Annotated in this window: 27 protein-coding genes; 12 read left to right on the top strand and 15 right to left on the bottom strand. The window is 64.4% G+C overall.

Translation table 11 applies throughout. The features are described 5' to 3' along the window. Window positions 1-134 precede the first annotated feature (134 nt). The gene (locus UNPF46_RS14560; protein ID WP_142250475.1) at window positions 135-1,154 is read right to left on the bottom strand and encodes a fatty acid desaturase; all 1,020 of its coding nucleotides are present in this window, start codon (window positions 1,152-1,154) and stop codon (window positions 135-137) included. Window positions 1,155-1,993: 839 nt separating this feature from the next. Between UNPF46_RS14560 and UNPF46_RS14550 the strand changes: the two genes are divergently transcribed. The 3 genes from UNPF46_RS14550 to UNPF46_RS14540 all read left to right on the top strand — a co-directional run bounded on the left by UNPF46_RS14550 (window position 1,994) and on the right by UNPF46_RS14540 (window position 3,430). Continuing rightward, window positions 1,994-2,314: a hypothetical protein gene (locus tag UNPF46_RS14550; protein ID WP_246668654.1), complete on the top strand. Its 321-nt coding sequence runs from the start codon at window positions 1,994-1,996 to the stop codon at window positions 2,312-2,314. Between the two features lie 155 nt (window positions 2,315-2,469). Next, complete coding sequence (locus tag UNPF46_RS14545; protein ID WP_100179658.1) at window positions 2,470-3,147, top strand: Crp/Fnr family transcriptional regulator; 678 nt, start codon at window positions 2,470-2,472, stop codon at window positions 3,145-3,147. Window positions 3,148-3,202: 55 nt separating this feature from the next. Continuing rightward, complete coding sequence (locus tag UNPF46_RS14540; protein WP_142250474.1) at window positions 3,203-3,430, top strand: hypothetical protein; 228 nt, start codon at window positions 3,203-3,205, stop codon at window positions 3,428-3,430. A gap of 79 nt (window positions 3,431-3,509) precedes the next feature. On the opposite strand, the gene UNPF46_RS14535 is transcribed toward UNPF46_RS14540, so the two are convergent. Further along, complete coding sequence (locus UNPF46_RS14535) at window positions 3,510-3,860, bottom strand: hypothetical protein (protein ID WP_142250473.1); 351 nt, start codon at window positions 3,858-3,860, stop codon at window positions 3,510-3,512. 28 nt (window positions 3,861-3,888) lie between these two features. Between UNPF46_RS14535 and UNPF46_RS14530 the strand changes: the two genes are divergently transcribed. Further along, window positions 3,889-4,170, top strand: coding sequence for a hypothetical protein (locus UNPF46_RS14530; protein WP_142250472.1), 282 nt, complete (start codon window positions 3,889-3,891; stop codon window positions 4,168-4,170). A 330-nt stretch (window positions 4,171-4,500) separates the two neighbouring features. On the opposite strand, the gene UNPF46_RS14525 is transcribed toward UNPF46_RS14530, so the two are convergent. Further along, entirely contained in the window at window positions 4,501-5,937 is a 1,437-nt protein-coding gene (locus UNPF46_RS14525; RefSeq protein ID WP_142250471.1) for a lipopolysaccharide biosynthesis protein, read from the bottom strand. Window positions 5,938-6,246: 309 nt separating this feature from the next. Between UNPF46_RS14525 and UNPF46_RS14520 the strand changes: the two genes are divergently transcribed. After that, window positions 6,247-7,314, top strand: a complete 1,068-nt coding sequence (locus UNPF46_RS14520; RefSeq protein WP_142250470.1) for an endo-1,4-beta-xylanase — start codon at window positions 6,247-6,249, stop codon at window positions 7,312-7,314. Between the two features lie 10 nt (window positions 7,315-7,324). Here the strand turns inward: UNPF46_RS14520 and UNPF46_RS14515 are convergent, their stop codons facing one another. After that, complete coding sequence (locus UNPF46_RS14515) at window positions 7,325-8,275, bottom strand: DUF6492 family protein (protein ID WP_142250469.1); 951 nt, start codon at window positions 8,273-8,275, stop codon at window positions 7,325-7,327. Window positions 8,276-8,824: 549 nt separating this feature from the next. Then, the gene (locus UNPF46_RS38275; RefSeq protein ID WP_246668653.1) at window positions 8,825-9,292 is read right to left on the bottom strand and encodes a hypothetical protein; all 468 of its coding nucleotides are present in this window, start codon (window positions 9,290-9,292) and stop codon (window positions 8,825-8,827) included. Between the two features lie 3 nt (window positions 9,293-9,295). On the opposite strand from UNPF46_RS38275, the gene UNPF46_RS14510 reads away from it, so the two are divergent. Then, on the top strand, window positions 9,296-9,865 hold the full coding sequence (locus UNPF46_RS14510; protein WP_245448454.1) for a 4'-phosphopantetheinyl transferase family protein: 570 nt from the start codon (window positions 9,296-9,298) through the stop codon (window positions 9,863-9,865). A 157-nt stretch (window positions 9,866-10,022) separates the two neighbouring features. Here the strand turns inward: UNPF46_RS14510 and UNPF46_RS14505 are convergent, their stop codons facing one another. From UNPF46_RS14505 to UNPF46_RS14495, 3 genes are all read right to left on the bottom strand, one after another. After that, a complete protein-coding gene (locus UNPF46_RS14505; RefSeq protein ID WP_142250468.1) occupies window positions 10,023-11,048 on the bottom strand; it encodes a histone deacetylase family protein in 1,026 nt (341 codons plus the stop codon). Between the two features lie 178 nt (window positions 11,049-11,226). Next, window positions 11,227-12,165 (bottom strand): SMP-30/gluconolactonase/LRE family protein, encoded by a 939-nt coding sequence (locus UNPF46_RS14500; protein ID WP_181769937.1) that lies wholly within the window; start codon window positions 12,163-12,165, stop codon window positions 11,227-11,229. Continuing rightward, window positions 12,122-14,014, bottom strand: a complete 1,893-nt coding sequence (locus UNPF46_RS14495; RefSeq protein ID WP_502705489.1) for a PQQ-dependent sugar dehydrogenase — start codon at window positions 14,012-14,014, stop codon at window positions 12,122-12,124. Before UNPF46_RS14495 ends, UNPF46_RS14500 begins: the two co-directional genes overlap by 44 nt. Before the next feature lie 399 nt (window positions 14,015-14,413). On the opposite strand from UNPF46_RS14495, the gene UNPF46_RS14490 reads away from it, so the two are divergent. Then, window positions 14,414-14,647: a DUF6894 family protein gene (locus tag UNPF46_RS14490; RefSeq protein ID WP_094973683.1), complete on the top strand. Its 234-nt coding sequence runs from the start codon at window positions 14,414-14,416 to the stop codon at window positions 14,645-14,647. 9 nt (window positions 14,648-14,656) lie between these two features. Next, complete coding sequence (locus UNPF46_RS37505) at window positions 14,657-14,833, top strand: hypothetical protein (protein WP_174719174.1); 177 nt, start codon at window positions 14,657-14,659, stop codon at window positions 14,831-14,833. 77 nt (window positions 14,834-14,910) lie between these two features. Here the strand turns inward: UNPF46_RS37505 and UNPF46_RS14485 are convergent, their stop codons facing one another. Next, the gene (locus UNPF46_RS14485; protein WP_142250465.1) at window positions 14,911-15,684 is read right to left on the bottom strand and encodes an enoyl-CoA hydratase-related protein; all 774 of its coding nucleotides are present in this window, start codon (window positions 15,682-15,684) and stop codon (window positions 14,911-14,913) included. Window positions 15,685-15,806: 122 nt separating this feature from the next. Here UNPF46_RS14485 and UNPF46_RS14480 point away from each other — a divergent pair, with 122 nt between their 5' ends. Beyond that, the gene (locus UNPF46_RS14480) at window positions 15,807-17,396 is read left to right on the top strand and encodes a gamma-glutamyltransferase family protein (RefSeq protein WP_181769936.1); all 1,590 of its coding nucleotides are present in this window, start codon (window positions 15,807-15,809) and stop codon (window positions 17,394-17,396) included. A 158-nt stretch (window positions 17,397-17,554) separates the two neighbouring features. Then, window positions 17,555-17,785 carry a hypothetical protein gene (locus tag UNPF46_RS14475; protein WP_181769935.1) on the top strand — a complete coding sequence of 77 codons (231 nt, stop codon included), beginning with the start codon at window positions 17,555-17,557 and terminating at the stop codon, window positions 17,783-17,785. A 52-nt stretch (window positions 17,786-17,837) separates the two neighbouring features. Here the strand turns inward: UNPF46_RS14475 and UNPF46_RS14470 are convergent, their stop codons facing one another. From UNPF46_RS14470 to UNPF46_RS14455, 4 genes are read right to left on the bottom strand one after another with little or no spacing between them, the layout of a single operon-like run. After that, window positions 17,838-19,121, bottom strand: coding sequence for an NAD(P)/FAD-dependent oxidoreductase (locus UNPF46_RS14470; RefSeq protein WP_142250462.1), 1,284 nt, complete (start codon window positions 19,119-19,121; stop codon window positions 17,838-17,840). A gap of 12 nt (window positions 19,122-19,133) precedes the next feature. Beyond that, window positions 19,134-19,865, bottom strand: coding sequence for an amino acid ABC transporter ATP-binding protein (locus UNPF46_RS14465; protein WP_142250461.1), 732 nt, complete (start codon window positions 19,863-19,865; stop codon window positions 19,134-19,136). Further along, entirely contained in the window at window positions 19,862-20,515 is a 654-nt protein-coding gene (locus UNPF46_RS14460; protein ID WP_142250460.1) for an amino acid ABC transporter permease, read from the bottom strand. Before UNPF46_RS14460 ends, UNPF46_RS14465 begins: the two co-directional genes overlap by 4 nt. Window positions 20,516-20,537: 22 nt before the next feature. Beyond that, window positions 20,538-21,296, bottom strand: coding sequence for an ABC transporter substrate-binding protein (locus tag UNPF46_RS14455; RefSeq protein WP_100179853.1), 759 nt, complete (start codon window positions 21,294-21,296; stop codon window positions 20,538-20,540). Window positions 21,297-21,472: 176 nt separating this feature from the next. Here UNPF46_RS14455 and UNPF46_RS14450 point away from each other — a divergent pair, with 176 nt between their 5' ends. Continuing rightward, on the top strand, window positions 21,473-22,117 hold the full coding sequence (locus UNPF46_RS14450) for a helix-turn-helix domain-containing protein (RefSeq protein ID WP_181769934.1): 645 nt from the start codon (window positions 21,473-21,475) through the stop codon (window positions 22,115-22,117). Between the two features lie 63 nt (window positions 22,118-22,180). Further along, window positions 22,181-22,738, top strand: a complete 558-nt coding sequence (locus UNPF46_RS38625) for an SMI1/KNR4 family protein (protein WP_142250458.1) — start codon at window positions 22,181-22,183, stop codon at window positions 22,736-22,738. A gap of 198 nt (window positions 22,739-22,936) precedes the next feature. Here the strand turns inward: UNPF46_RS38625 and UNPF46_RS14440 are convergent, their stop codons facing one another. Both UNPF46_RS14440 and aptA read right to left on the bottom strand, forming a co-directional pair. After that, the gene (locus UNPF46_RS14440; protein ID WP_142250457.1) at window positions 22,937-24,202 is read right to left on the bottom strand and encodes a D-amino acid dehydrogenase; all 1,266 of its coding nucleotides are present in this window, start codon (window positions 24,200-24,202) and stop codon (window positions 22,937-22,939) included. Between the two features lie 70 nt (window positions 24,203-24,272). Next, window positions 24,273-25,601 carry an omega-aminotransferase AptA gene (gene aptA, locus UNPF46_RS14435; RefSeq protein WP_142250456.1) on the bottom strand — a complete coding sequence of 443 codons (1,329 nt, stop codon included), beginning with the start codon at window positions 25,599-25,601 and terminating at the stop codon, window positions 24,273-24,275. Window positions 25,602-25,745 lie beyond the last annotated feature (144 nt).

Below are 25,745 nucleotides of genomic sequence, written 5' to 3'. Positions count from 1 at the left end.
GAATCAGAACCGAAGCTCTAGATTCTTGTTTTGACGCGTTTTCTTCACGCGAACCGGTGTCCACTTCGCTCGAAAACGCTCTAAGCGCCCAGCGCGTCTCTGCTGAATATTGGCCGGTGGGGCCGACTGGATGGTCACGGGCGAGCGGTTGAAGCCGAGGCTGCCTCTCCAAAGGACACGAGCCGCAGCCGCTCCTCATCCCACAAGGTCAGACGCACGGTCCGCAAGCTCTGCAGCAGCGTGATCCGGCCGCGGCCGGCGAGTTGCGGATGATCCCGCAACACGTCGGGCAAGCGGTAGCAGGGAATTCGACTGCACAAATGATGGATGTGGTGGACGCCGATATTGGCCGTGAACCATCGCAAGACAGCCGGCAATTGGTAGTGAGAGCTGCCGTACAGCGCGGCGTCGTGAAAATTCCAGGTCTCATCGTGGGACCAGTAGGTGTGCTCGAACTGGTGCTGGACGTAGAACAGCCAGACACCGATCGACGCCGCCAGAACGACGATCGGCAGGTGCACCAGCAGGAACGGCCCATAGCCGACCAGCCGGACCATCGCGGCGACCAGAACGCCGATCGCCACGTTGGTGCCCATTGTACTCAGCCAGGGCTTCCAGCCGCTCCGCATGATTCCGATCGGCAATCGATGCTTTAGGATGAACAGATATGTGGGTCCTACGCCAAACATCACGATGGGATGCCGATACAAGCGATATAGTGTCCGACGCCATCGCGACTGCCCGCGAAACTCGCGCACGGTCAACGTATCGATGTCGCCCAGGCCTCTGTGATCGAGATTGCCGGAGTTCGCATGATGGCGGGCATGATTATGCCGCCAGTAATCGTATGGCGTCAGTGTCATCACGCCGATGGCTCGGCCGACCCAATCGTTCGCGACGCGGCCGCGGAAGAACGAGCCGTGCCCGCAATCGTGCTGGATCATGAACAGCCGAACCAGCAAGCCTGCCGCAGGCACCTCGAGCAGCAGAGAAAACCAATAGCCGTGGTCGAGAGCGACCCAGATCAGAGCCCAGATGACGCAGAGCGGCACCGCCGTGATCACCAGTTCGAGAACACCGCGCGCACTATCTGGCTCGCGATAGCGGGCGAGCAACTGCGCCGTTGCGCGGATCTCCGGCGTTCCTTGAGTCATCTCTGGTCTGCTCCCGAACATGCCCGCCGAAGAGGTACTGCTGTCGTCCACGGACACGTCCGGCGGCAGTTATCAGGTCGTGCCCCGCACAGGCTCATATTGATCCGTGCGAGGATGTTCTGCTGAGCATTTGCTCACGCCGGAGCCGGCGTTGCCGCCGAGTTTGCCTGCCCCCATGACACACCGCGACTGAGTTGGGAAGGGCTGGGTCGAACGCTATCGAGGGCCGGCCGGCGATTTTCCGGCAATGTGAGCAATATTGAACAGAGGCTGACAGGCGAGCGCGGCATGCTCACCGCGACGCAGCCGGCGAATCGGCTGTCTTTGCGGCGGCTTCGGCTCCAGCATAAACCGCCATTTGGGCAGGACCTTCATATGTCCGAGATCTATGCTCGTCCAGAACCGACGCTGATTCCGATACCCCGGCCACTCTGCCCGGCCTGTCAGAGCCGCATGCTGCTGGTCCACGTCGGGGCAAGTTGCGACGGTCCCAATCTGCGGATCTTCGAATGCTCCAATTGCGGGAACGTCCACGAGATAACAGTGGACGATCCGAAGGGATCGGCCAAATAACAACGAAGGATAACGCCCGAGGAAGCGGCCCCAGCCCGGGGGTTACGAACCGAGGCCGCCATTCATCGGCTATGATGAGTGGGCACCATATCCGGTCGCCCTCACCAAGTCACCCCGGCGGGGTTCGTTCCCGTGGGCGCCTCACGATCAAGTGCGGACCAATCCTTCAAAGCTGAGCAATTCTGCTCTGCAACAGACTGAGCCAGTCGATAGACTCTCGCTGTCTATCGGCCGCTTCCGGCCGGAGCGACAGGCCGGATCGACAAATGGCGCGGCTGACGCCTCTGAAGGTCCGTCCAGGAGATATCAGCTTGACCATCAGGACAACGCGGACCACCGTTTCATTCACCAATCCCTTCATTCTTCAGGGACTGGAGGGCATTCAGCCTGCCGGCGAATATGTCGTCGTCACTGACGATGAGCAGATCGACGGGCTGTCGAGGATCGCCTATCGGCGCGTGGCCACCCTGTTTCAGACGCCTGCGATGTCTGCCTCGCAACTGCTGATCCAGTCCTTCTCGATCAGCCCAACGGAACTGGATGCCGCGCTCATGAAGGACCGGCATCAGACGGTCGTGCGGCATTGAGCGCAGATAACCGTATGGCACGACGCCCGATCCCCCCGCCACAACGGCCTGGTCCGGATCACCCGCGGGCCCGAGGGCGGAAGCAGGATTTACCTGATGCGCCCGGCACCAGCCCTGTTAAGCTGAGGGTGCCTCCATCGGGTCTCCACCACGTCATGCCAAAAGCGGCGAAAAGTGCGTTCGATCCCAAACTCTTCCTCGCCAAGGTCGGCGACGGCAAGGCCATATTGAAATTCGACAAGAACCAAGTCGTGTTTTCGCAGGGCGATGCCGCTGATGCCGTTTTCTACATCCAGAAGGGAAGGATCAAGGTCACCGTCGTCTCAGAGCAGGGCAAGGAAGCCGTGGTCGGGATCATGGAGCCCGGACAGTTCTTCGGAGAAGGCTGCCTGAACGGCCATCCCTTGCGGATTTCGACAACGGTGGCGATGGAACAATGCGTGGTCACATCCATCGCGAAACCTGCGATGCTTGCGACACTCAAGAGCGAACCGAAGTTCTCCGAGTTGTTCATGGAGTATCTGCTCAGCCGAAACAGTCGCATCGAAGAAGACCTGATCGACCAATTGTTCAATTCGAGCGAAAAGCGGCTGGCGCGGCTTCTCCTGCTGCTGGCAAACTTCGGCAAGGACGGCGCGCCCCAACCCATTACGGCGCAGGTCAGCCAGGAGACGCTCGCCGAGATGATCGGGACGACCCGGTCCCGCGTCAGCTTCTTCATGAACAAGTTTCGCAAGCTCGGCTTCATCACCTACAACGGCAAGATCGAGGTTCACAGTTCCCTCCTGACCGCGGTCTTGTATGACAAGCCTGAGATCGTGAGGGACGACTGAGACGGCCAGGCAGAGATGCCTCGGGCCGTCTCCTGCAACGACGTGAAAGCTCCCCATGAAAAAGCCGACCAACCAACTCGACGAGATCGAGCCGAGAACCATTCAAAGGGCTGACATAGCACCAGCCGATGGCTTCTCGCTCGTGGTCGATGGCCACTTCAAGACCCATTACGGCAGCGAAACGGCTGCCCGAGAAGCCGGCGCCGAACTGCTCGGCAGGTTTCCGATGTTGCAAATCCTGATCTACGACGCAGCGAGCCGGACGCGGTCGCCGCTGCAATAGATTTTGGAGGCGACAAGGCTCGCATCGCGCGTCGTTGCGAGCCCGCGCAAAGTATTCGTGAAGCTCAGGGAATGCGCGATCATCCTCTCTTGGGACGATTCTCGGGACGATCGGACGGGCTGTCGGAGATGATGCGGCGCAGACGTATGGCTTCCCTGAAGCTGTCAGATGTTTGCCTTTGCGGCACGGGATGACTCTCGGGTTCGTCGGGTTCCGGCGCCCCCTGGACAGAGAGCAGTTCTTCGCTGTCGCGATCAAGACGCTTGTCAGAACCTGACGCGTCGAGCGTATGGCCGACCAACTCGCCCGAGAGACGATAAATATTGTTACCCCTGAGATCGTAGACCTTCTTGCCCGCGAGGTCGAAGATCGACGTGCCCCTCAGCACGCCGGCGCGAATCCCCCTGTTGTTGAGTATGTATCCGCTCACGACTCACCTTCCATCGACGGCCCCTTTGGTGGCGCGCGCCGCCGATCGCCTATCGGATCGCAACCTCGACTTTCGCCTCTTCCTCGGCGAGACGCTTCAGGAGCCATTGCCGTCGGCCGTCGTCTTTGACCAGATCGATCTGCCTCCTGAAGATCTTCAGGTTTTCGCGGCGGATGAATTCTTCCAGACCCTCCATCGAGATCGAGGCGCACCCGCTCAGGTCGGAGGCCTCAGATCGCGACTGGCGAGCCAGAACGCCGCGGGAGATTTAATCGGATCGATTCCGATCGTGGCAGTGTGGACGAGATGACGGCCGGCGCATGCGAACGTTCCGATCTCAAACGCGGATGGGTCGGGAATCCTCGCCAGATTCATGCGCCCTCCGCACGTGGGACAGCGCGGCCGTTGGTCTGGTGCGGGTGACAGACCAGATGAGCGGACATGTTGCGAATGCATGCGATGCACCCTCGAGATCAGGCGGAAGCGTTACTGCACTCCCAGTCACCGACAGATACCGACAAGGGGCGGTGATACAACCACGATGGGCCGCCGGGGCCGAAGTTGCTGGTCAATATTGCTCGCCCGAGCAAATACCCACCCGTCCGGAAGGCGGTACCGGCTGAGCGCTTTCACACGGCGGCTAGACGCCCAGCGCCTTGCGGTTGAAGCCCCGCAGGAAACGCAGCGACAGCGTCCGGACATTGGCGACGTTGAGGAGCCAGGCGGTCGCGACATAGGCAAGGCCGCCGGCGAGACTGACGATGATGAGGGCGACGAAGCCGGTGCCGCCGACCTGCGAACGCGCAACCAGAATGGCGGCCGCCATCCCCGCAGCCGAAACGGCAACCCCGGCAAGCCGGTTGACGTCGAACGGCACGGGATGAGCGCGGCGCATCAGGACGACGGCGACGACGAAACCGATCGCCTCGGTCGCCAGCGTTGCCAGCGCCGCCCCGAAGATGCCGTAGCCGGCGACCAGCGCGACCATCAGGACCACGCTGACGACCAGCGTGGCGAAGGACTGCGCCGCCAGCATGAAGGGACGCTCGGCCAGCTGGAAGCTGATCTGCACGTAGAACTGATTGGCGATGCCGAAGAACCGGGCGAGCACCAGGGTCGGCAGCAGTGCCGACACGCCGGCGCGGAAGTCGACGCCGACGAGCGTGCCGGCGACCTGATCCGCCGCAAGCGCGAGCCAGACCGCCACGGGCGTAACGACGACGAGCAGGAGTTCGAGGCTCTCGGTCAGCCGCTCCCGCGTCGTCTCCCTGTTATTCTCGGACAAGGACCGGAACACCAGCGGCACGGTGGCCGCGGCGACGCTGGATGCGATCATGACCATGAACTGGCGCGGCAGGTCGGCGGCAACGCCGAAGATGCCGGCAGCGTCCTTGCCGAGCAGGTACGCGACGATGAGCCGGTCGCAGGCGGAATAGACCGCAACGGAGAGCCCGGCCAGCGTCAGCGGCAGGCCGTAGCGCGCCAGCTGCATGAATTGGCTGCGCTGGAAGCGTGCGATCCTGGTGCGGTCGCCGACCAGATTCAGGATGATCCCGGTGAGGGACCCCAGGCCGAACGCCGCGAGCAGCCCCAATCCACCCCAGCCGAGCCAGATGCCGACGAGGCCAAATCCGACGCTGGACACGCTGCGCACGATCGAGATCGCGGCAAACCGGTAGGGACGCAATTTGGCGCGCTCGAACTCCTGGCCGACATCGACGGCATTGGCCATGATCGCGACGAACATGCTGGCGAGCAGTAGCTCGACACTGACGTCGCTGCGGAACAGGAAGACCAGCGGCGTGGTGGCGCAGAGCACCGCGACGGTCAGGCCGAAGGCAACCATTGCCGTGCCGCGAAAATCGACCTCGGCCGACATCGCCTGATAGCGCGACACCGACAGCTTGATCCAGGCGAAGAAGATCGCGCCCAGGATGCCGGCAAGGCTGATGCCGACGACGTAGATGCCGTACTCCGCCGGCGTCAGCAGCCGCGTATAGGCCGTGACGGCAAAGAAGCCCACCGCCGCGGGCAGGATGTAGGCGATCAGATAGATCGAGAAATGGCGGTTCAGCATGCGAGCACGGGACCAGCAGCGGTCTTGCGAGTATGACGGCCGTTAATCAATGGGACCTTGGGCGGGGCGGACGAACTGCGCCGCAGCATCGCGCAAGAGTGTCACATAAGTCTGCAGATCGGGCGGCGAATGGCGCTTGGAAGCCGCTTTCGCGCGTTAGCGTTAAATTTGCCCTTCCTCGAACGGCAAGGCGCGGTCACGGAATGAAACCATGACTTGCAGACGGCGGAGGTTAACCCAAGACCACGAAACCCCGGCGGCGCGAGGCGACGCTTGGTACGATGATGCGTTGGCTCGAAAAGGACTGCCGTGACCAGGCTCGATAGACGCGAATTCCTTCTTGGCGGCGCCGCGGCCCTCGCGGTGGGCGCTTCCGCGTCGGCAGCACCGGCCTCGAAACTTGCCCAGCGCCGTCCAGGCTTTGGCGCAGCCGCGACGCTCTGGGACCTGCAAGCCGATCCCAGGCTCGGCGAAGCCATCAGCACCTATTGCACCCAGGTGGTGCCGGTGCTCGAGCTGAAATGGCCGATGCTGCGGCCGAATGCGCACACGTTCAATTTCGAGCGCGCCGACGCGATCCTGGATTTCGCGCGTGACAACGACCTGACGATGCGCGGCCACGCGCTCGCCTGGTATCACGACATTCCCGACTGGACCAAGCAGATCAAGGACACCCGCGGCGTCGAGCGCGCTTATGTCGACCACATCGGCACCGTCGTCTCCTACTACAAGGACAAGCTGACCTCCTGGGACGTCGTCAACGAGCCGATCCCGGACAATCCCCGCAGCCCGAAGGACCGGCGCGATACGTTCTGGACGCAGCATCTGGGCCAGAGCTGGATTCCGCTGGCCTTCCGCACAGCGGCCGCGGCCGATCCCTTCGTCAAGCTCGCGATCAACGAATATGACATCGAGTCCGCCAAGGACTCGTTCATCGCCAAGCGCGCGGCCTATCGAAACCTGATCATGGACCTGCTCGACCAGGGCGTCCCGCTGCACGCCGTCGGCTTGCAATCGCATCTGCATGCCGAGCTCGAGATCGACACGCATGGCCTCGCCGAATTCGTCACCGAGCTGCGCTCGTGGGGACTCGAGGTGTACGTGACCGAGCTCGACGTCGACGACCAGAAGCTGAGCGGAACTCCGGCGCAGCGCGACGCCATCGTCGCCAAGCGCGTCGACGATCTGCTCACCGCGATCTCGACCAGCGGCCCGGTGCGCTCGATCCTGACCTGGGGCCTCTCGGATCGCTACAGCTGGATCAACGGCACCTTTGCCCGCGCCGACAAGCAGCCGAACCGCCCGCTGCCGCTCGACGGCGAGTTCAAGCCGAAACCGTTCCTGGACGTGATCAGCAAGTTTACGAAAGACGCGTGAAGGCGCGAGCTCAGCTGCGCGCCTTTGCCTCGAATTCGGCCGCGTCGTCGAAATGGTCCGGTGCAAGGCTCGGAGCGCGGCGATCGCGCGAGCTGAGCCGGAACACGTCGCGGATGTCGTCGACCGAGGTCGAGGAATAGGACTGGATGCAGAGCGCGACCTGCTCGGGCCTCGCGGCACCCATCATCGCTTCGATGGCCGGACGATCGAGCGGCGTGTCGTCCCAATGCGAGACCGCGATGCTGTCTTCCGTGACCCGGTGGGTCGCCAGATGCACGGGTGAGTTCGCGACGAAATGGCCGTACATCAGATATTCCGAGAACTTCTTCTTCCGGCACAGCGCCAGGACCCAGTTCAAACCCGTCGCCGACTTGATTTGCGCGGTCATCGCACGCGCGGTGTCCCTGTCCCAGACCAGCGCATTGCCGACATAATCGTCGGCCGGGAAGGTACGGTCCTTGATACCGAGAAGCTGATCGACGGTACGCAGCCACAGCCCATGCAAGGGGTGATCGGCACCGATGTCCCCCGGCGTGACGAACAGCGGCGTCTTCTCGGCGCCGGCATATTGGCCGACGTCGAATTCGCGGAAGAACAGATTGTCCGAATCCAGGATGCAGACGCGCTGCTCCGGCGCATTGAGGACGCCGGCGATCTTCAGGATCTGCTGGATGTGCCAGCCGTGGACGGGTGACGACAGCAGCGACAACCAGACCCGCCGCTTGCTGATGAACTGAAGCGCCGGCGGCAGCGCAAACAGCCATTTCGGCAAATAGCGCGAGGCCGGAACGATGACCCGCTTGTCGGATGCGAAGCGCGCGAACAGCGGCACGTCCTCATCGTTAACGAGAACATAATGCCGCGTGTATCCCGAGAGCCAGGTGTCGATGCTCTCGCTGAGCAGCGAAAAGCGTTCGATATCCTTGGCGTAGCTGGCAGTCAGCAGGGCAACGGAATGCATGGGCGCGCTCGAATGGCCATCAGGCCGCACTCATAGCCGTGCCGGGAGGTGGGGGAAACTCACAAACGGAATCAAGGTAAAATGAAACGAAGCGTTAGCCATCCCGCGGCGCGCCCGTTCGATGCCGCGACAGTGCAGCGGCGCCGGGACCACTCGCGCCGAGCCAGGCACCAGGCGAATCGCCGGCCCGTTCGCGAATGCCGTGATCGTCCGCACCCGAATCACGCCGGCGCTGTCGTTCGCGCGGGCGTCGACACAGCGGCGCCAGAGCGTGCTCGACGCGCATGCGCGTCTAACGCAGCCGTTCAATATCCTGGCCGGGCTGCTCGCATCCCGGATGACTACGGGTTCACTCGCCAAAGCTGTGAATGACCAAGTTGCAGCTTGATTATTTGACGCCACCGCGCAAGATTGTTCCTGCGTTTTGATCTGGACGATTATTTTCAACGGGGGAATGTTATGGGCGTCGTCAGATTTACCAAGGGTACTTCATTGACCGGCAAGGACCGCAAGGCCCTCTAAAGGCCGCCGGGTACCGAGAAGAAGAGCTCAGTCCGCGCTGAAGGACGTCGATGCCAGCCTTTCGGTGCTGGGCACATCGAAGAAAGCCAAGAAGACACAGTAGGATTCGTCGGCCAGGACACCGTACGGATCGTCACGCTTCACTTTTCGGGGATGGGCTGCTTGCGTGTCGAGTTGGGGTCTCGCACAAGCTTGCGCCTGTAAACCGGCCTGCAAATCGACAAGAATTCGCCCGGGTGGACCGCTAGAAACGGTCTGCGTGGTTGATTCTTGCTCAGTTGTTTCTTCCGTCGGGACCGGGGATTTACCCTCGACCTGACGCAAAAGGCCCAATTGATGGCGGACGACAGAATTGAACTCTTTGTCGGACTGATCAAGTCCATTGATACGCCGGGCGCGGTCGAGACGTGCCGACGGCTGCTCTCGGTCGACGAACGGGTCCGGGCCGATCGCTTCATGTTCGAGCGGCATCGACGGCAGTATATTTTCGCGCACGCCATGCTGCGCCTGGCCCTGTCGAAGGTCGCCTCCAACGTCGCACCGTCGGACTGGTCCTTTGGCGCCGGCCGCTACGGACGGCCGTTTGTCGCAGCGCCGGCGACCTCGACTGCGCTGCATTTCAGCCTGTCTCACGCCGACGGCTGCGTCGCCTGCGTCGTGTCGAGGCATGAGACCGTCGGCATCGACGTCGAGACCGTCTCGCGGCGGGTGGCGCCGCTGTCCACCGCGCTCCGCTTCTTTGCACCGGAGGAGGTCGAGACGCTGCGGGGACTGCCGGAGCCCGCCGCGATCGAGCGCTTTTTCGACTATTGGACGCTCAAGGAGGCCTATCTGAAGGCCAGGGGCTTTGGCCTCAATCTGCCGCTCGACGCCTTCGCGATGCAGGTGTCGCGCGAGGCCATCGAGATCAGCTTCAAGCCCGATATCGCCGACGATCCCGATGGCTGGCGCTTCTCGCTGTGCTCGCCATCGCCATCGCATCGTCTCGCGATCGCCGACGGCTCCCGCGCCAATGGTGGCCTTCCCATCAGCCGGAATGCCTGGCCGCTCCAGCAAGCGGCTGAATAGTGCGCCGCGCTTCTCCCTCTCCCCGTTCTTACGGGGAGAGGGTCGGGGTGAGGGGCCTCTCTCCACGCGGGCGATCAGCGTGAGACCAGTACCCCCTCACCCGGAATTTGCTGACGCAAATTCCGACCTCTCCCCGCAAGCGGGGAGAGGTGAAAGATCACCTCGCCTCTTCGAATCCTGCCAGCACCGAGGTCAGGTTGGCGCCCAGAATATCCGAGAGATAGCCGCCCTCCTGCACGAACACGGTCGGCAGACCAAGCTTGGCGATGGCCTGGCCGATGCGGCGGAAGCCGGGCGTGGTGACGGCGAGGCCCTTCAGTGGATCATGCTCCGAGGCATCCAGGCCGAGAGCGATCACGAGCGCGCCGGGCGCGAAGGATTCGATCGCCCTGCGCGCGACATCCATCGCCTGGATGTAGCCGTCATCACCGGTGCCGATCGCCAGGGGAATGTTGAGGTTGGCGCCGAGGCCCGCGCCCTCGCCGCGCTCGTGCGCATAGCCCCACACATAAGGATAATACGCGACGGGATCGGCATGGATCGAGATCGTGTAGACGTCCGGCCGGGCGTAGAAGATGCCTTGCGTGCCGTTGCCGTGGTGGACGTCGACGTCGAGGATGACGACACGCTCGTGCTTCTGCCGCAGATGCGCCGCCGCGATCGCGCTGTTGTTGAGGAAGCAGAAGCCGCCGGCCATGTCACGATAGGCGTGATGACCGGGCGGACGGCAGAGCGCATAGACCGCATCCTCACCGTCCATCACCATCTGCGCGGCGGTGACCGCGACATCCGTCGCGGCGCAGGCCGCGGCCCAGGTGCCCGGACCGATCGGCGCTGCGGTGTCGGCGGTGTGCCAGCCGAGCTTGCCGACGATGTGGGTCGGATAGGTCGCGGCATGCCGCACCGGGTGGATGTTGCCGATCATCTCCGGGCCGGAATCGCCGAGCGCGGTCCAGGCCTCCCAGGCTTCGCTCAGGAACGACAGATATTCCGGACTGTGAATGCGCGCGCGGGGCCCCTGCCCGAATTTCGTCGGCTCGACCAGCTGGTGCTTGCCGTCCTTCAGTCCCTTGAGCAGCCGGTCGGCGCGCTCGGGCTGCTCGGTGGTGCGCTTGACGACACCGCGGACCAGGAAGAATTGCGGATCGTGGCTGCGGTGCAGTTCGGTATGGACGGCTTTCACTCAAACACTCCGTGCTCGCATGCTCAGGTTTTGACGCGTTTTCTTCACGCGAACCGGTATCCACTTCGCTCGAAAACGCTGTTCAGGCGTTGCCACAGAGGTCTTGATGGCTGCGGCGGCCAGATGCAAGCAAGAAGAATGCCGTCTCGACTGCCCTGCGCCTGAAGCAGACCGGAGCTCAGCAACGCCCGCGCTGCAGACAGTGCTCGCGGCCCTGCTGATCGGTGCGGAAGGACTCGATGAAGCCGCCCTGGCGCTGGGTGACGAAGACGGTCTTGCCGTCGCTGCCGCCGAAGGCGAGGTTGGTCGGCTCCTTGGCTTTCAGCGCGATCTCCCGCTCGACCACGCCATTGGGCTTCATCAGCGCAACCGTGCCCTTGAGGATGCGCGCGACGTAGAGGCGGCCGGCAATATCGGTGCGCAGCCCGTCGACGGTGTCGGGCTGAAATGCCTTGACCAGCCTTGCAGCCGTCAGCTCGTTGCCGTTGATCGCATAGGACCAGATCTGGCCGCTGCTGGATTCCCCGACATAGAGCGTCTTGCCGTCAGGGCTGAGATCAATGCCGTTGGTGGTGCCCATCGCGCGCGGCGAGGCCATCACCTGTCCCTGCACCGTGCCGTCGGCGGCTTTCGCGATCCGCCAGATGTGGCCTTCCCTGCCCTTCCAGTTCGGATCGCTCGCATAGATCGTGCCGTCGCGCGCGATCGTGATGTCGTTGGGCTGGTTCATCTCGTCGGAGTGAAACCAGAGGGACGGCTCCGTCGAACCCTTCGGGATCGCGAGGATGTTGTGCTTCTTGTAGTCGGCGATGAACATGGTGCCGCTCCGATCGAAGCGGATGGCGTTGCCGACACTGCCCTCGGGCAACGTCGTGAACAGCTCCGAGGCGGTGCCGCCAGCGGGCAACTTGCCGATGGTGCCGGGCTTGCCGAGATTGACGACGAACAGATTGCCGTCGAGATCGGCGGCGGGCCCTTCGATGCCGAAAGTATATTCGCTGGCGGGCGTCACCTGCACGCTGTCGAACAGCTTGGTTTCGGCAGCGGCCGGCGGCGTCGCGACAAGCAGGATGCTACTGCACAGGCACCAGAAATTCCTGCCGGATGTAATAGCCATCGTCGTCGGTGCACTCGCCATTCAGATAGGGATCGGCCGGCCGGAAGAATCGGCTGAAGCCGGGTTTGTCTACAGCGTTCCTTTGTGTCACGACAACGACCTTCGCGGCCGGTATTTCGCCGCATTCCTTGGCAGTCTTGCCGAAGAACTTGCGCTGGGGCGGACCGGGCTTGATCCGCATCCGCGTGCCCGGAACCATCTTCGCAACGAGCAGGTCCATGGTGTCGAGCAGGCGCGTGTAACCGGGCTCGGTCTTCGGCAGGCTCTCGCCGCCCGGCGGCATCAGCTTCTCGGCGCCGATACCGCGCAGGCGGGTACGCAGCTTTCCGGAAGAGGGATCGCCCGGATAGATCCAGCCGTCCTGCGCGAGCATGAAGCGGAGCACCGCCACGTCCTTCTCCGTTTCCGATTGGCCTGGCTTCAAACCGAAATCGGAATGGCAGCCGACGCAGTGCTTCTCGACGAGGCCCTTGCGCAGCGTGGTCAGCCGGGCGTTGTTCTGCGCATCCCTGGCGACGAAGGCCATGAGCTGGTCGATCATCGCCTGGCTGCGCATGTCGCAAGGGAGCGGCGGCGGCGGATCGTCCGCGGCACGATCGATGCGGATCACGGTCTGGTTCTTGTCCTCGACCAGCCAGATCGCGCCGTCCTCCGCGACCGTCATGCCGACGGGAGCACCTTGCGGCCGCGCGCCGTTGACGCGGTGCCAGCCCGCGATCAGCTCGTCGAACGGCGCGGCCGCCACCTCGCCGGCGTCGGTCTGAAAGCTGCGCGTCGGCTCGGCCGCGCAACTGACGCGATAACGCACCGGCGCCGTAACAGGCTTGGGGAAGCCGTGATCATCGACGTCGTAGACCAGCAGGCGGCTGCCGGTCGGGCGATAGCCGTGCAGGCCGACCAGAAGCTTGCCCTCCAGCTCCGGAAACTTGCTGCCGTGATAATACAGCATCCCCAGCGGCGCACCGTGCGGCGGCATCAGCGTGAGCGGCGGCTTGTAGAGCGCGCCTGCCGTGCAGAGCGACTTGTAGACCCCGCCTTGCAGCACGTTCCTGAATTCGGGGCTCGGCGTCGACAGATCGTAGCAATAGGGCCAGCCGTAATGCCTGCCCTGCTCGATCGCGTTGATCTCCTCGTTCGGCCTGAAGATGTCAGGCAAGTCGCGGCTGTTCTCGCCCTGCAGGAACGCATAGCCGGCATCGGGAAAATTCGGATGCAGCGCCATCGCCATCGAGTTGCGCAAGCCCCGCGCATAGACGGTGTGCGGCGGATCCGGGTCATTCGGATTCAACGCCGGGAAGACGCCGCTTGCCGGCGGCGCGAACAGCCAGATCGATGCCATGGCGGACGCACCCTCGGCGGCCGCGCAAGGCTTCGTGATCGGCGCCGGCGTGATGCAGTCGTCGCTGTGCGAGCCGACATTGACGAACAGCCGCCCGTTCCTGTCGAACACGAATGGCTTGAGCGGATGCGCGCTCTCCTCGAGCCTGGTGCCGTCGGGCAGCGTGATCCGGCGGCCGGGCATGTGACGGATGATGGTCTCGACCGTGCCGCGCGGATTGTCGGCGAGCGGATCGAACCGGAAGATCGTCTCGGCGGTCGAGGCGTAGAGCTTCCTGTCCGGGCCGATCGCGAGGCCGAACGGATACTCGATCCCGCTCAGAAGCTCCTTGAGCCGCTGCCCTTGCGGCGCGCGCGGATCGAGCAGCAGCAACCGTCCGTCGGCGTGGCCCCAGCCGCCCATGTCGGCCACCACGAACAGCTCGCGCCCCGGCACCTGGACGATCGCGCGCGGAAACTTGAGGCGATCCGCTTCGCTGGCGACGAGCCCGGCGCAAAATCCCGCCTTCATGTCGATCTGAATCCGGGGAAAAGCGAGATCCCCGCTACCGCAAGTGTCCTCGCCAATCGCATAGCCGCTCCGGCGAAGCGGCTCCGATGACACCGCCGAAACGAGTCCGAGCGCACCCGCCAAAACCGACGCCAAGACGCCCGCACATGCGCGCAGCCCTCGGCGTTCGCGCCCAGATGTGAAGTAGCTCACGGCGGCCTCCCGGACTTCCCGCGAAAAGCTGTTCCATACAGGGAAAACGCCGTCCAGCTGACCATCACCCGCCTGTGATTAAACCTTTAACGACCTTGGTGCCGACCAATATCCGTACATTCCCTTACCGGGTTCAACCCGAATGTTTCGCGAAGGCTTCGGGTGGTACCGATCTGCCATCCCAGTTGCTCCCGATAGGAGACGCATATGGTCCAGGTCTATTTTCACTGCTCGAACACCGAGGGCACGCTGATCGACCGCTACGGCGCCGCCGTGTCCAACCTCACCGAGGCCCGCGACCGTGCGTCCCAGATCATGCGCTCGATGATCCTGACGCCGAGCAACGAAGACTGGCGCGACTGGGTGATCCACGTCAGCGACGACGACGGCGAGGAAATTTTCGACCTCCCCTTCACCGCCATGCTTGGCAAGCCGCATTGAGGTGATGCCATGTTGATCGCTTCACTGAGCCTCCTCCGCCAGCCCCTGAGCTTCGTCGCCGCCAAATGGCAGACGCTGATCCGGGTCGCAGGTGACCCCTACCGTCCCGAGCTCCATTATATGCGCGGGCCTGGCCCGAAATGGCGCGCCAAGTATCAGGCCAGCCGGCTGAACCGCCCGCTCTGAGCGCACCGCTTTCCTGCTGACACTCTCGATCGTCATGCCCGGGCTCGTCCCGGGCATCGACGTTTTTGGCCGCCACCTCACTTCCCGGTAAACCTCGCCTTGCGTTTCTCCACGAAGGCATTGCGGCCTTCGATCGCGTCGGCGCTCTTGCGGACCACCGCCTGAAGCTCGATCTCCCGGCGGAACTGCGCCTCGTAAGTGGCGTGCTCGCTCTCTTCGACCAGCAGGCGCGTTGCCACCAGGGCGTGTGTCGGGCCTTCGGCCAGGCGCCGCGCCAGGGCAAGTGCCTCGTCCATCAGCCTCGCATCGTCGACGACCTGCCGCACCAGGCCGATCTCCTGGGCGCGTTCTGCCGTCAGCGGCTCGTTGAGCAGCATCAGCTCGAGCGCGCGCTGCCGGCCGATCAGCCGCGGCAACAGCCAGGTCGAGCCGAGATCCGGCACCAGCGCGATGCGGCTGAAGACCTGGATGAAGCTCGCCGACCGCGCCGCGACGATCATGTCGCCCGCCATGGCGAGGCTGAAGCCGCCGCCGGCCGCCACCCCGTTCACGGCGACGACCACGGGCACACGGCACTCGCGCAATGCCTTGAAGGCCGGCCAGTAGAAGCGCATCACGCCGGCCGCGATGTCCTCGCCGAGCGCTTCGGATGCCTTCAAATTCTGTCCTGAGCAAAATCCGCGCCCGGCGCCGGTGAGGATCAGCGCGCGGATAGTCTCGTCTGCGGTCATCTCGGCGACAGCGCTGGCGAGTGCGCCGAGCAGGTCCGGCGTCATTGCGTTGAGGCTTGCGGGTTCGTCGAGCGTCAATATCCCGACCGCGCCATCCCGCGCCTGTTTCACACCAGCCATGTCCCGTCTCCCTTTCGATGTTCTCGTTGGCTGCAATGTGCCATTGTCCGCGGGCTTCGCCAATCGCGAGCTTCAACCTCGGTTGCAACGACGCAACTGAATCCAGAGATCAAGACGACATCATGCCCCATCAGTTCAGCCTCAACCAAACCGTCCGCAAACCCGCCGTCACATCCAAGGGCGGCATCGTCGCCTCGCAATCGCGACGGGCGGCTGAAATCGGGGCGCAGGTGCTGGCCGCGGGTGGCGACTGCGTGGACGCGATCGTCGCGACCACTTTTGCCCTCAACGTCCTCGAGCCCTGGAATAGCGGTATCGGCGGCGGCGGTGCGATGGTGCTTTACCGCGCGAAGGAGAATCGTACCGAGGTGATCGACTACGGCATGTGCGCGCCGCAGAGCCTGCGCCCTGCCGACTATCCGCTCAGCGGCGCAGGCGCCGCCTCCGATCTCTTCCCCTGGCCGCGCGTGAAGGACGACCGCAACATCCATGGCCCCGGCTCGATTGCCGTCCCCGGCGTCGTCGCAGGGATGGAAGAGGCGCATCGCCGCTACGCCAGGATACCGTGGAAGGATCTGGTCACGCCGGCAGCCGCGCTCGCCGGCGAAGGCCTGCTGGTCGATTGGTGGACGACGGTGACGATCTCCGGCTCGGCCGCCGATCTCAGGCGCTATCCCGCAAGCGCGGCCGCCTACCTGAAGGACGGCCTGCCGCCGACCGCGCCATGGGGCATCAAGGCCGAGACGCGGCTGCCGCAGGGCGCCCTGAAGGCGACGCTGTCGCATCTCGCCGACGCGGGCGCGCGCGATTTCTACCAGGGCGATCTCGCCAGGAGCATCGCCTCCGACATCAAGGCCGACGGCGGCTCGCTGTCGGTGGAGGATCTCGCCGCCTTCCGCGCCCATCTGCGCGTGCCGCTGGCGATTCCCTATCGCGAGGGCAAGGTGTACGCGACGCCGGAGCTCACGGCGGGGCCGACGATGGCGCATGCGCTGCGCCTGTTGCAGCAGGGCTTGACGCCAGCGGGCGCGCCGGATGCCGGCGCCTATGTCGAGTATGCGCTTGCCTTGCAGGCAGCCTTCCGCGAGCGGCTCAAGGACATGGGCGATGCCGACGGCAAGCGCTCGCTCGGCGCCGAATATCTGGCGCCGGCCTGCACCACTCATTTCTCGGTGGTCGACCGTGACGGCAACATCGCGGCGGTGACGCAGACGCTGCTCTCGTCGTTCGGCTCGCGCTATGTGACACCACACACCGGCATCACCATGAACAATGGCATCATGTGGTTCGATCCGACGCCGGGCACCACCAATTCTTTGGCTCCCGGCAAGCGCTGCCTCTGCAACTACACGCCCGTCATCGCCGAGACCAAGGATGGCAGGCGCCTCGCCGTCGGCGCATCCGGCGGCCGCCGCATTCTGCCCTCGGTGATGCAGCTCGTCTCCTTCGCGATGGATTACGGCATGGACCTCGACGCCGCCATCCACCAGCCACGCATCGACGCCAGCGAGGGCGCGGTGGTGATCGGCGACGCCCGCTTGCCAGCGGATGTGCGCAAGGCGCTGGCCACGCGCTTCGACTATGAAGAGAGCCGCGTGCAGGCCCTGCCGCAAAAATTCGCTTGCCCGAGCGTCGTGATGCGCGAAGGCGACGTCAATTCCGGCGCGGTCGAGATCTTCCAGCCCTGGGCCGACGCCGTGGCGGAAGGCTGAGCACACGGATCGATTCGAGATTACTCCATCGCGCGTTGAGCTCTCGCGCGATGATGCATCTGCGCGAGCGTCATGACGCCTCCGCATTCTCGGGGAACCAACCTGCCCACGCTTCGTTCATTGAACGGACAAGTGCGCTCGCCCCGATGGAGGACATCATGAAGAAACTCGCGCTCGCTGCGTCGCTGGTCATTGCGGCCGGCTTCACATTGACAAGCCCTGCGCTGGCCAAGGGCGGCCATGGGGGCGGTCACGGCCATGGTCATGGTCATGGTCATTCGATGGGCCATCATCACCATGGCACGCCGCATGGATGGTCGCGTGGGCGCAAGGTCGGCTGGCGCGGTCACGGTTGCCCGCCCGGCCTGTGGAAGCAGGGCCGCTGCTGACACCCGATCGTTTACGATGCAAGGCGCCGGCCCTGACCGGGCGGCGCCCTCTTCAGATGCCGAGCCGGTCGCGCACGCGGCCCGCGATCACGGCGGTCGTCACGCCCACCGGCCAGAACGCATGCATCGGGATCGGCTTGATGCCGGTCACGGGCATGTCGATCTCCGCCTTGGCGCCGCCGATCAGCCGTCGGGCGAGCTGCGCGCCCATCGCGGTCGCGAGCGCAACGCCGCGGCCATTGCAGCCGAGCGAGATCAATATGCCCTCGGCCGGCTCATGCACGTGCGGATAATGATCCCCGGTGATGGCGAGCCGGCTGTTCCAGCCGTGCGTCCAGGCAACGCCCTTCAGCTGCGGCCACAACCTCTCCGCATACCTCATGAGATAGGCGACGTCGTGCGGCGACTTGATCCAGCGCATCGGGCCGCGGCCGCCCATCAGCAAGCGATTCTGCTGGTCGATGCGGTAATAGACGGTGATGTGTCCGCTCTCGTAGAGCACGGGACGCGTCGGCATGATCGAACGCGCGACCGCGTCGGACAGCGGCGCGGTGGCGGCGATCGAGGAGAACACCGGAACGATGGTGCGGCGGAGCGCCGGCCAGAGATCGTCGGTAAAGCCGTTGGTGGCGAGCAGGACCTTGTCGGCATGAACCACGGCGCGCGGCGTCTCGATCCGCCAGCGCGAGCCGTCGCGACGCAGTGACACTGCCCGCGTCTCGCCGTGCACCTTCGCGCCCGCCGAGATCGCGGCGCGCGCGAGACCACGGGCGTAGCTGAGAGGATGCAGATCGCCGCCGCGCTTGTCCAGCATGGCGCCGATGTAGCGGTCGGTGCCGGTCATCTCACGCAGCTGCTCGCGGTTCAGATAGGACACCGGCATGCCACGGCGGATGCATTGCTGCGCAGTCTTTTCGATCGCGGCGGCGCTCGCTTCGTTATAGGCCGCGCGGAGCGTGCCGTTCTGCCGCGCCTCGCACGGGATCTGGTAGCGGCGGATCAGGTCATGCGTGAAATCAGTGGTGCCGTAGGAGAACGCGATCATGCGGCGGCCGAGTTCGGCGCCGAAATCCGCCTCGATCTGATCGGGGTCGTGCTTCAATCCGGGATTGGTGTGGCCGCCGTTATTGCCCGACGCGCCCCAGCCCGGCTCCTGCGCCTCCAGCACCAGCGCCTCGACGCCCCGCTCTGCCAGATGCAAGGCAGTCGAGAGGCCGGTGTAACCACCCCCGACGATTGCGACGGAGACGGACTTGTCGACGTCGAGCGGCGGCGTGGCGATAGGCGCCACGGCGGTGTCGGCATAAAGCGAGGGCGGCAGAGGCAGGCGCGTCATGGCGAAGACCGGTCAGAGCGGATGCAGCACGCGCCGTAGGAAATCCTGCGTGCGCGGATGTTGGGGTTGGTTGAGCAGCGCCTTGGCCGGCCCCTGCTCGACGATGACGCCGCCGTCGATGAACAGCACGCGGTCGGCGACGTCGCGGGCAAAGCCCATCTCGTGGGTGACGACGACCATGGTCATGCCGTCGTCAGCGAGCTTGCGCATCACGCCGAGGACGTCGCCGACGAGCTCGGGATCGAGCGCCGAGGTCGGCTCGTCGAACAGAATGGCCTTCGGCTGCATGGCGAGCGCCCGCGCGATCGCGACGCGCTGCTGCTGGCCGCCGGAGAGCTGCGGCGGATGTGCGTCAGCCTTCTCGGCGAGCCCGACCTGGGCGAGCAGCGCGCGGCCGCGCTCCAGTGCCTGAGCACGCGGCTCCCTCTTCACGTAGAGCGGCCCCTCGATCACGTTCTCCAGCGCGGTGCGATGCGGGAACAGGTTGAAGCGCTGGAACACCATCGAAACCTGGGTGCGGATATTCACGATCGACGGCGCGTCGCGATCGACCTTCAGGCCCTCGACGCTGACCTCGCCGCGATCGTAGCTCTCCAGCCCGTTGATGCAGCGCAGGATGGTGGATTTGCCGGAGCCGGAGGGACCGACGATGCAGACCACCTCGCCCTTCTCGACCGAGGCCGTGATGCCCTTGAGCACCTCGACCTTGCCAAAGCTCTTGTGGATGTCGTTGAGCTCGATCATCGCTTGCCGGCCCGCTTCTCGAAATGACGGACCAGCAGGATCAGCGGAATACTCATGGTGAGGTACATCAGCGCGACCAGCGTGAACACATTGGTGTTCTTGAAGGTCGAGGACGCGATCAGCTTGCCCTGCAGCGCAAGCTCGGCGACCGTGATGGTCGAGGCCTGCGAGGAATCCTTCAGCATCATGATCATGACGTTGCCGTAGGGCGGCAGCACGATGCGCACGGCCTGCGGCAGCACCACGCGGCGCATGGTGAGCCACCAGCCCATGCCGATCGACTGCGCAGCCTCGATCTGCCCCTTGTCGATCGCCTCGATGCCGGCGCGGAAGTTTTCCGCCTGGTAGGCCGAATAGGCAATGCCGAGCCCGAGGATCGCAGCCTGCAACGCGCTGAGCGTGACGCCGAGATCGGGCATCACGAAGTAGAGGTAGAACAACAGGACGATGATCGGGATGCCGCGGATCACGTTGATCAGGCTGGCGCTGATCATCGACAGCGCCTTGATGCCGGAGACCCGCATCATCGCCCAGATCAGGCCGAGCACCGTCGAGAGCAGCAGCGAGCCGATGGTGACGACGATCGTCAGCGCGACGCCGTTCATCAGGATCGGGAAGAACTCGGCGGCGTCGTGCCAGAAGCCTTTCATCGGGCAGCCTAGTGTCTATCGATCAGCCCTGTGCCTTGAGGCCCCATTTGTCGAGGATCTTGTCGATGGTGCCGTTGGCCTTCAGCTTCGTCAGCGAAGCGTTGATCTTGCCGAGCAGCGCGGTCTCGCCCTTGCGCACGCCGATGCCGACCGAGCCGACGGTGACGGGCTTGTAGCCGTCGACGAGGCGCACTTCAGGGAAGCCGCCCTGCTTCAGATTGTAGGCGAGGATCGGATAGTCGGCATAGCCGGCCTTGAGGCGGCCGGTGTTCACGTCGCGCAGAATGTCCGGAATGGTGTCGTAGGCCTTCACGTCGGCGAACAGGCCGGTCTTCTTCAGCGCGTCGACGAAGGCGGTGCCGACTTGCGCGCCCACCGTCTCGCCCTTCAAATCCTCCTGCGTGGCATAGGCCTTGGTGTCGCCCTTCGGCACGACGAGGCCCTCGCCATAGGTGTAGATCGGGTCGGAGAAGTCGACGACCTCCTTGCGCGGCGCGGTAATGAACATCGCGGCGGCGATGATGTCGATCTTGCTCGAGGTCAGCGAGGGGATCAGCGCCGAGAACTGCATCGGCTCGATCTGCACGTTGAAGCCGGCATCCTTGCCGACCTCGGTGATGAGATCGACCATGATACCCTGGATGGTGTTGGTCTTGGTGTCGAGGAAGGTGAAGGGAATGCCCGTCGGGGTCGAGCCGACCTTCAGCACCTGTTGCGCCGAGGCCGGCGTCGCTGCTGCAATCGCGAGTGCCGCCATCGCGGCCTGAACAATACGCTTCATCGCATCCCCCTTGGGTCTGGCCGCCCTCGGCGCCGCGCCGTCGTGATCAGACGTTGCGGGCCGCGCCGTTTCGGCCTATTTTCACCAATATGAAAATTTGGTGACACTTTCGCGAACGATGCAAGTGGTTTTCATGCACATGAAGGAAGCGGTTTGACGTGAGCGGTGGCAAGAGAATGCGCAAACCGGCGGCAAGCAAGCCGGCGAAGCGGGCGAAGTCCAAAGCCGTCACCAAGCCGGCGGAGCCTGCGATGGACGTCGCGGTCGGCCGCCGTATCCGCGACCTCCGGCGCGTCAGGCAATTCTCGCTGGAGACGGTCGCAGCGCGCACGGAGCTTTCGATCGGCTTCCTCAGCCAGATCGAGCGCGGCCTGTCCTCGCCCTCGCTGCGGGTGCTGGCAACGCTCGCCGACGTGCTCGGCGTCGGCATCGCCGCACTGTTCGGCGCAAGCCCGAGCGCCGACGGTGCCTCCGATCGGGTCGTGACGCGTGGGCTGCAGCGGCCGGAGTTGAAGCTGTGGCGCACCGGCGTGTCGAAGCAATTGCTGAGCCCGGCCAGCGCCGACAGCAAGCTCAATCTGTTTCTGGTGCATCTGGAGCCCGGCGGCTCCACCGGCGACGAGCTCTACACCCATGACGGCGAAGAGGCCGGCCTCGTGCTCGAAGGCGAGATGATGCTGACGGTGGACAGCGAGACCTGGTCGCTGAAGACCGGCGACAGCTTTCGCTTCGCCAGCCGGCGGCCGCACCGGTTTTCGAACCCGGCGAATGATGCGAAGTCCGTCGTGCTGTGGGTGAATTGCGTGACGGGAGCGGGGTAGTATCGCCAAATGCCGTCTGCTGGCATGATGTGAACGCATTCTTCAGGACGAAGGGCCCCGTCGATGGATGACCTTATCATCGCTGCGATCCGGCGTCGGTTGAAGACAAAGCCCACCGATCTGGGCCGACTTCCGCGCGCGGGACTCGTCCCCGCCAAGGCAAGCGTTATTGCCTCCGACGAAGAGCATCTTCGCTTCCGGCTGCCACCCCTCCTGAAACGGATGTATGCAGATATCGGCAATGGAGGTTTCGGCCCCGGATACGGGTTGATCGGACTGACCAACGGCGTTCCCGACGATACCGGCAAGACCGCTGTTGCGATCTACGACTTGTTTCGGAGCGATCCGGAGCTGGCTTGGCCGGACGGCCTTCTGCCGATCTGCCATTGGGGATGCGCCATCTACTCGTGCATCGATTGTTACGACCCGGGTTTCCGGATGCGGATCTTCGATCCCAATGGTCACGATGGCGATGACTGGACCGACGCCTTCTTCGAGGATGCCCCCAGCATCGACGACTGGATGGGATCGTGGGCCTCCGGTGTCGATCTGTGGGACGCGATGTACGGCGACGAAGGCCATGTCGCCCGGATCCTGTCCGCACGCCGCAAGTCGCTCTGAATAGCGAACCGCCAGTTCGTTCCGTCATCCTGAGGTGCGAAGCGTGGGACGCAACGCGTTCCACTGGGAGCCTCGAAGGATGCACGGCCCCGATGCAGCCGGGCCGTCGCCCTTCGAGGCTCGCCGCACGGCGCTATTGCGCCGCGCAGCTCACGCCTCAGGGTGACGGTGATGGCTTTGGATGCGCGGAAAAACCGCCTACCCAAACCGGTGATTGTACCGGTCCACCGTCAGCGCACTGACGTCGATATCAGGCTTCTTGCCCGACAGCAGGTCCGCGAGCACGCGGCCCGAGCCGCAGGACATGGTCCAGCCGAGCGTGCCGTGGCCGGTGTTGAGGTGGAGATTGGCGTAGGGCGTCGGGCCGATCACGGGCGGGCCGTCCGGCGTCATCGGACGCAGGCCGCTCCAGAACGTCGCCTTGGCGAGATCGCCGCCGCGCGGGAACAGATCGGTCAGCGAATGATCGAGCGTGGCGCGGCGCGCATCGTAGAGCTTGTCCGAATAGCCGGAAATTTCAGCGGTGCCGCCGACACGGATACGATTGCCAAGGCGCGTGATCGCGACTTTGTAGCTCTCGTCCATCACGGTCGATTCCGGCGCACCGGAGACGTCCTTGATCGGCACCGTGATCGAATAGCCCTTCACCGGATAGACCGGCAGCGAGATGCCGAGCGGAGCCGCGAGTCGCGACGACCAGCTGCCGAGCGCGAGCACGTAAGAATCCGCCTGCAGCATCCCGGCGCTGGTGGCGACGCCACTGACACGCGCGCCGTCGGTGACGATACGGTCGATCGAGGTGTTGAACATGAAGCGCACGCCGAGCGCCTCGGCATGCTTGGCCAGCGCCTGCGTGAACATGTGGCAGTCGCCGGTCTCGTCCTGCGGCAGGCGGAGCCCGCCGACGAACTTCTCCTTCACGCCTGCGAGCGCCGGCTCGACCGCGATGCAGCCCTCGCGGCTCAGCACCTCGAACGGCACGCCATATTGCTTGAGCACGGCGATGTCTTCGCCGGTGCCGTCGAGTTGCGCCTGGTAGCGGAACAGCTGCAGCGTACCTTGCGAGCGCTCGTCATACTGGATGCCGATGTCGCGGCGCAGATCGCGCAAGGCATCGCGGCTGTATTCTGCGATCGGGATCATCCGGCTCTTGTTGACCGCATAGCGCGCGCTGGTGCAATTGCGCAGCATCTTGAGCAGCCAGACCCACATCACGGGATCGAGCTTTGGCCGGATCACCAGCGGGCCGTGCTTCATCAGCAGCCACTTCACCGCCTTCACCGGCACGCCGGCCCCGGCCCAGGGCGAGGAATAGCCGGGCGAGACTTCGCCGGCATTGGCAAAGGAGGTCTCAAGCGCCGGCTCCGGTTGACGGTCGACGACCGTCACCTCGTGGCCGGCACGTGCGAGGTAGTAGGCAGAGGTGACACCGATGACACCGCTGCCGAGGATCAGAACTTTCACGCTTCGTCAAACTCCCGCGGCATCACGCTCGCCGCTGCAAGGACACAACTCGCAACGGCGAGAGCAATTATCAGGCCACCCGCTTGATGGCATCGCCCAGGATCGACACGATGTCGTCGATGTGGCTCTTCTCGACGATGAGGGGCGGCGACAGCGCGAAGGAGTCACCGCTCATGCGGAAGTACAGCCCGCGATTGAAGCAGTCGACCATCACGTCGTAGCCGCGCGCACCGACCGCGCCGTCGCGCGGCGACAGCTCGACCGCCCCCATCAAGCCGCAATTGCGGATGTCGATGACGTTGGGCAGGCCCTTGAGCGAATGCAGCGCATCGCGCCAGTATTCGGCGATCGACGCACCGCGCGTGAGCAGGCCTTCGTCCTTGTAGATGTCGAGCGTCGCGATACCGGCGGCGCAGGCGGTCGGATGCGCCGAATAGGTGTAGCCGTGGAACAGCTCCATCACGTTTTCCGGGCCGATCATCATGGCGTCATGCACCTTGCGGTGCGCGAACACCGCGCCGCAGGGAATGGTGCCGTTGGTGATGCCCTTGGCCGTCGTCATTAGGTCCGGCGTGACGCCGAAGAAATTGGCGGCGAACGGGGTGCCGAGGCGGCCGAAGCCGGTGATGACCTCGTCGAAGATCAGGAGGATGCCGTGCTTGTCGCAGATCTCGCGCAGGCGCTGCAGATAGCCCTTCGGCGGCGGCAGCACCGCGGTCGAGCCCGGCACCGGCTCGACGATGACGGCGGCGATGGTCTCGGCGCCGTGCAGGGCCACCAGACGCTCGAGATCGTCGGCGAGCTCGGCGCCATGCTCGGGCTGGTCCTTGGCGAAGGCGTTGCGGGTGAGGTCGTGGGTATGGCGGATGTGGTCGACGCCCGGCAGCAGCGTCGTGAAGGCGCGGCGGTTCGCGACCATGCCGCCGACCGAGGTGCCGCCGAAGCCGACGCCGTGATAGCCGCGCTCGCGGCCGATCAGGCGGGTGCGGCTCGCCTGGCCGGTGGCGCGGTGATAGGCGAGCGCAATCTTCAGTGCGGTATCGACCGACTCGGAGCCGGAATTGGTGAAGAAGATGCGGTCGAGGCCCTTCGGCGCGATCTCGGCGAGGCGCTCGGCGAAGTCGAAGGCCAGCGGATGGCCCATCTGGAACGAGGGCGCGAAGTCCAGCGTCATCAGCTGCCGCTCGACCGCAGCCGCGATCTGCTTGCGGCCGTGGCCGGCATTGACGCACCACAGGCCCGCGGAGCCGTCGATCACCTTGCGGCCGTCGACGGTGGTGTAGTGCATGCCCTCGGCCGAGGAGAACAGGCGCGGCGCCTTCTTGAACTGCCGGTTGGCCGTGAACGGCATCCAGAACGAGTCGGTCTTGATAGTGTTCGGAATCTGATGAAGGGTCACGGCCGCGCTCCTTTGCTGACTGCATAGCTGAGCCACGGTTTGGAATGCGCAACAAGTCCTTTTCTGTTGCGCCGCAACCCATTGATTTGTCTGGGGCTGCTGGTCCATATTTGTGCGATCCGCAACACTTGCAACACGGGACCA

It is taken from the genome of Bradyrhizobium sp. UNPF46 (assembly GCF_006658625.1).
Lineage (GTDB): Bacteria > Pseudomonadota > Alphaproteobacteria > Rhizobiales > Xanthobacteraceae > Bradyrhizobium > Bradyrhizobium nitroreducens.
Note: the sequence above shows the minus strand (reverse complement) of the source record. Positions and strands in the feature narration are given on the sequence as shown.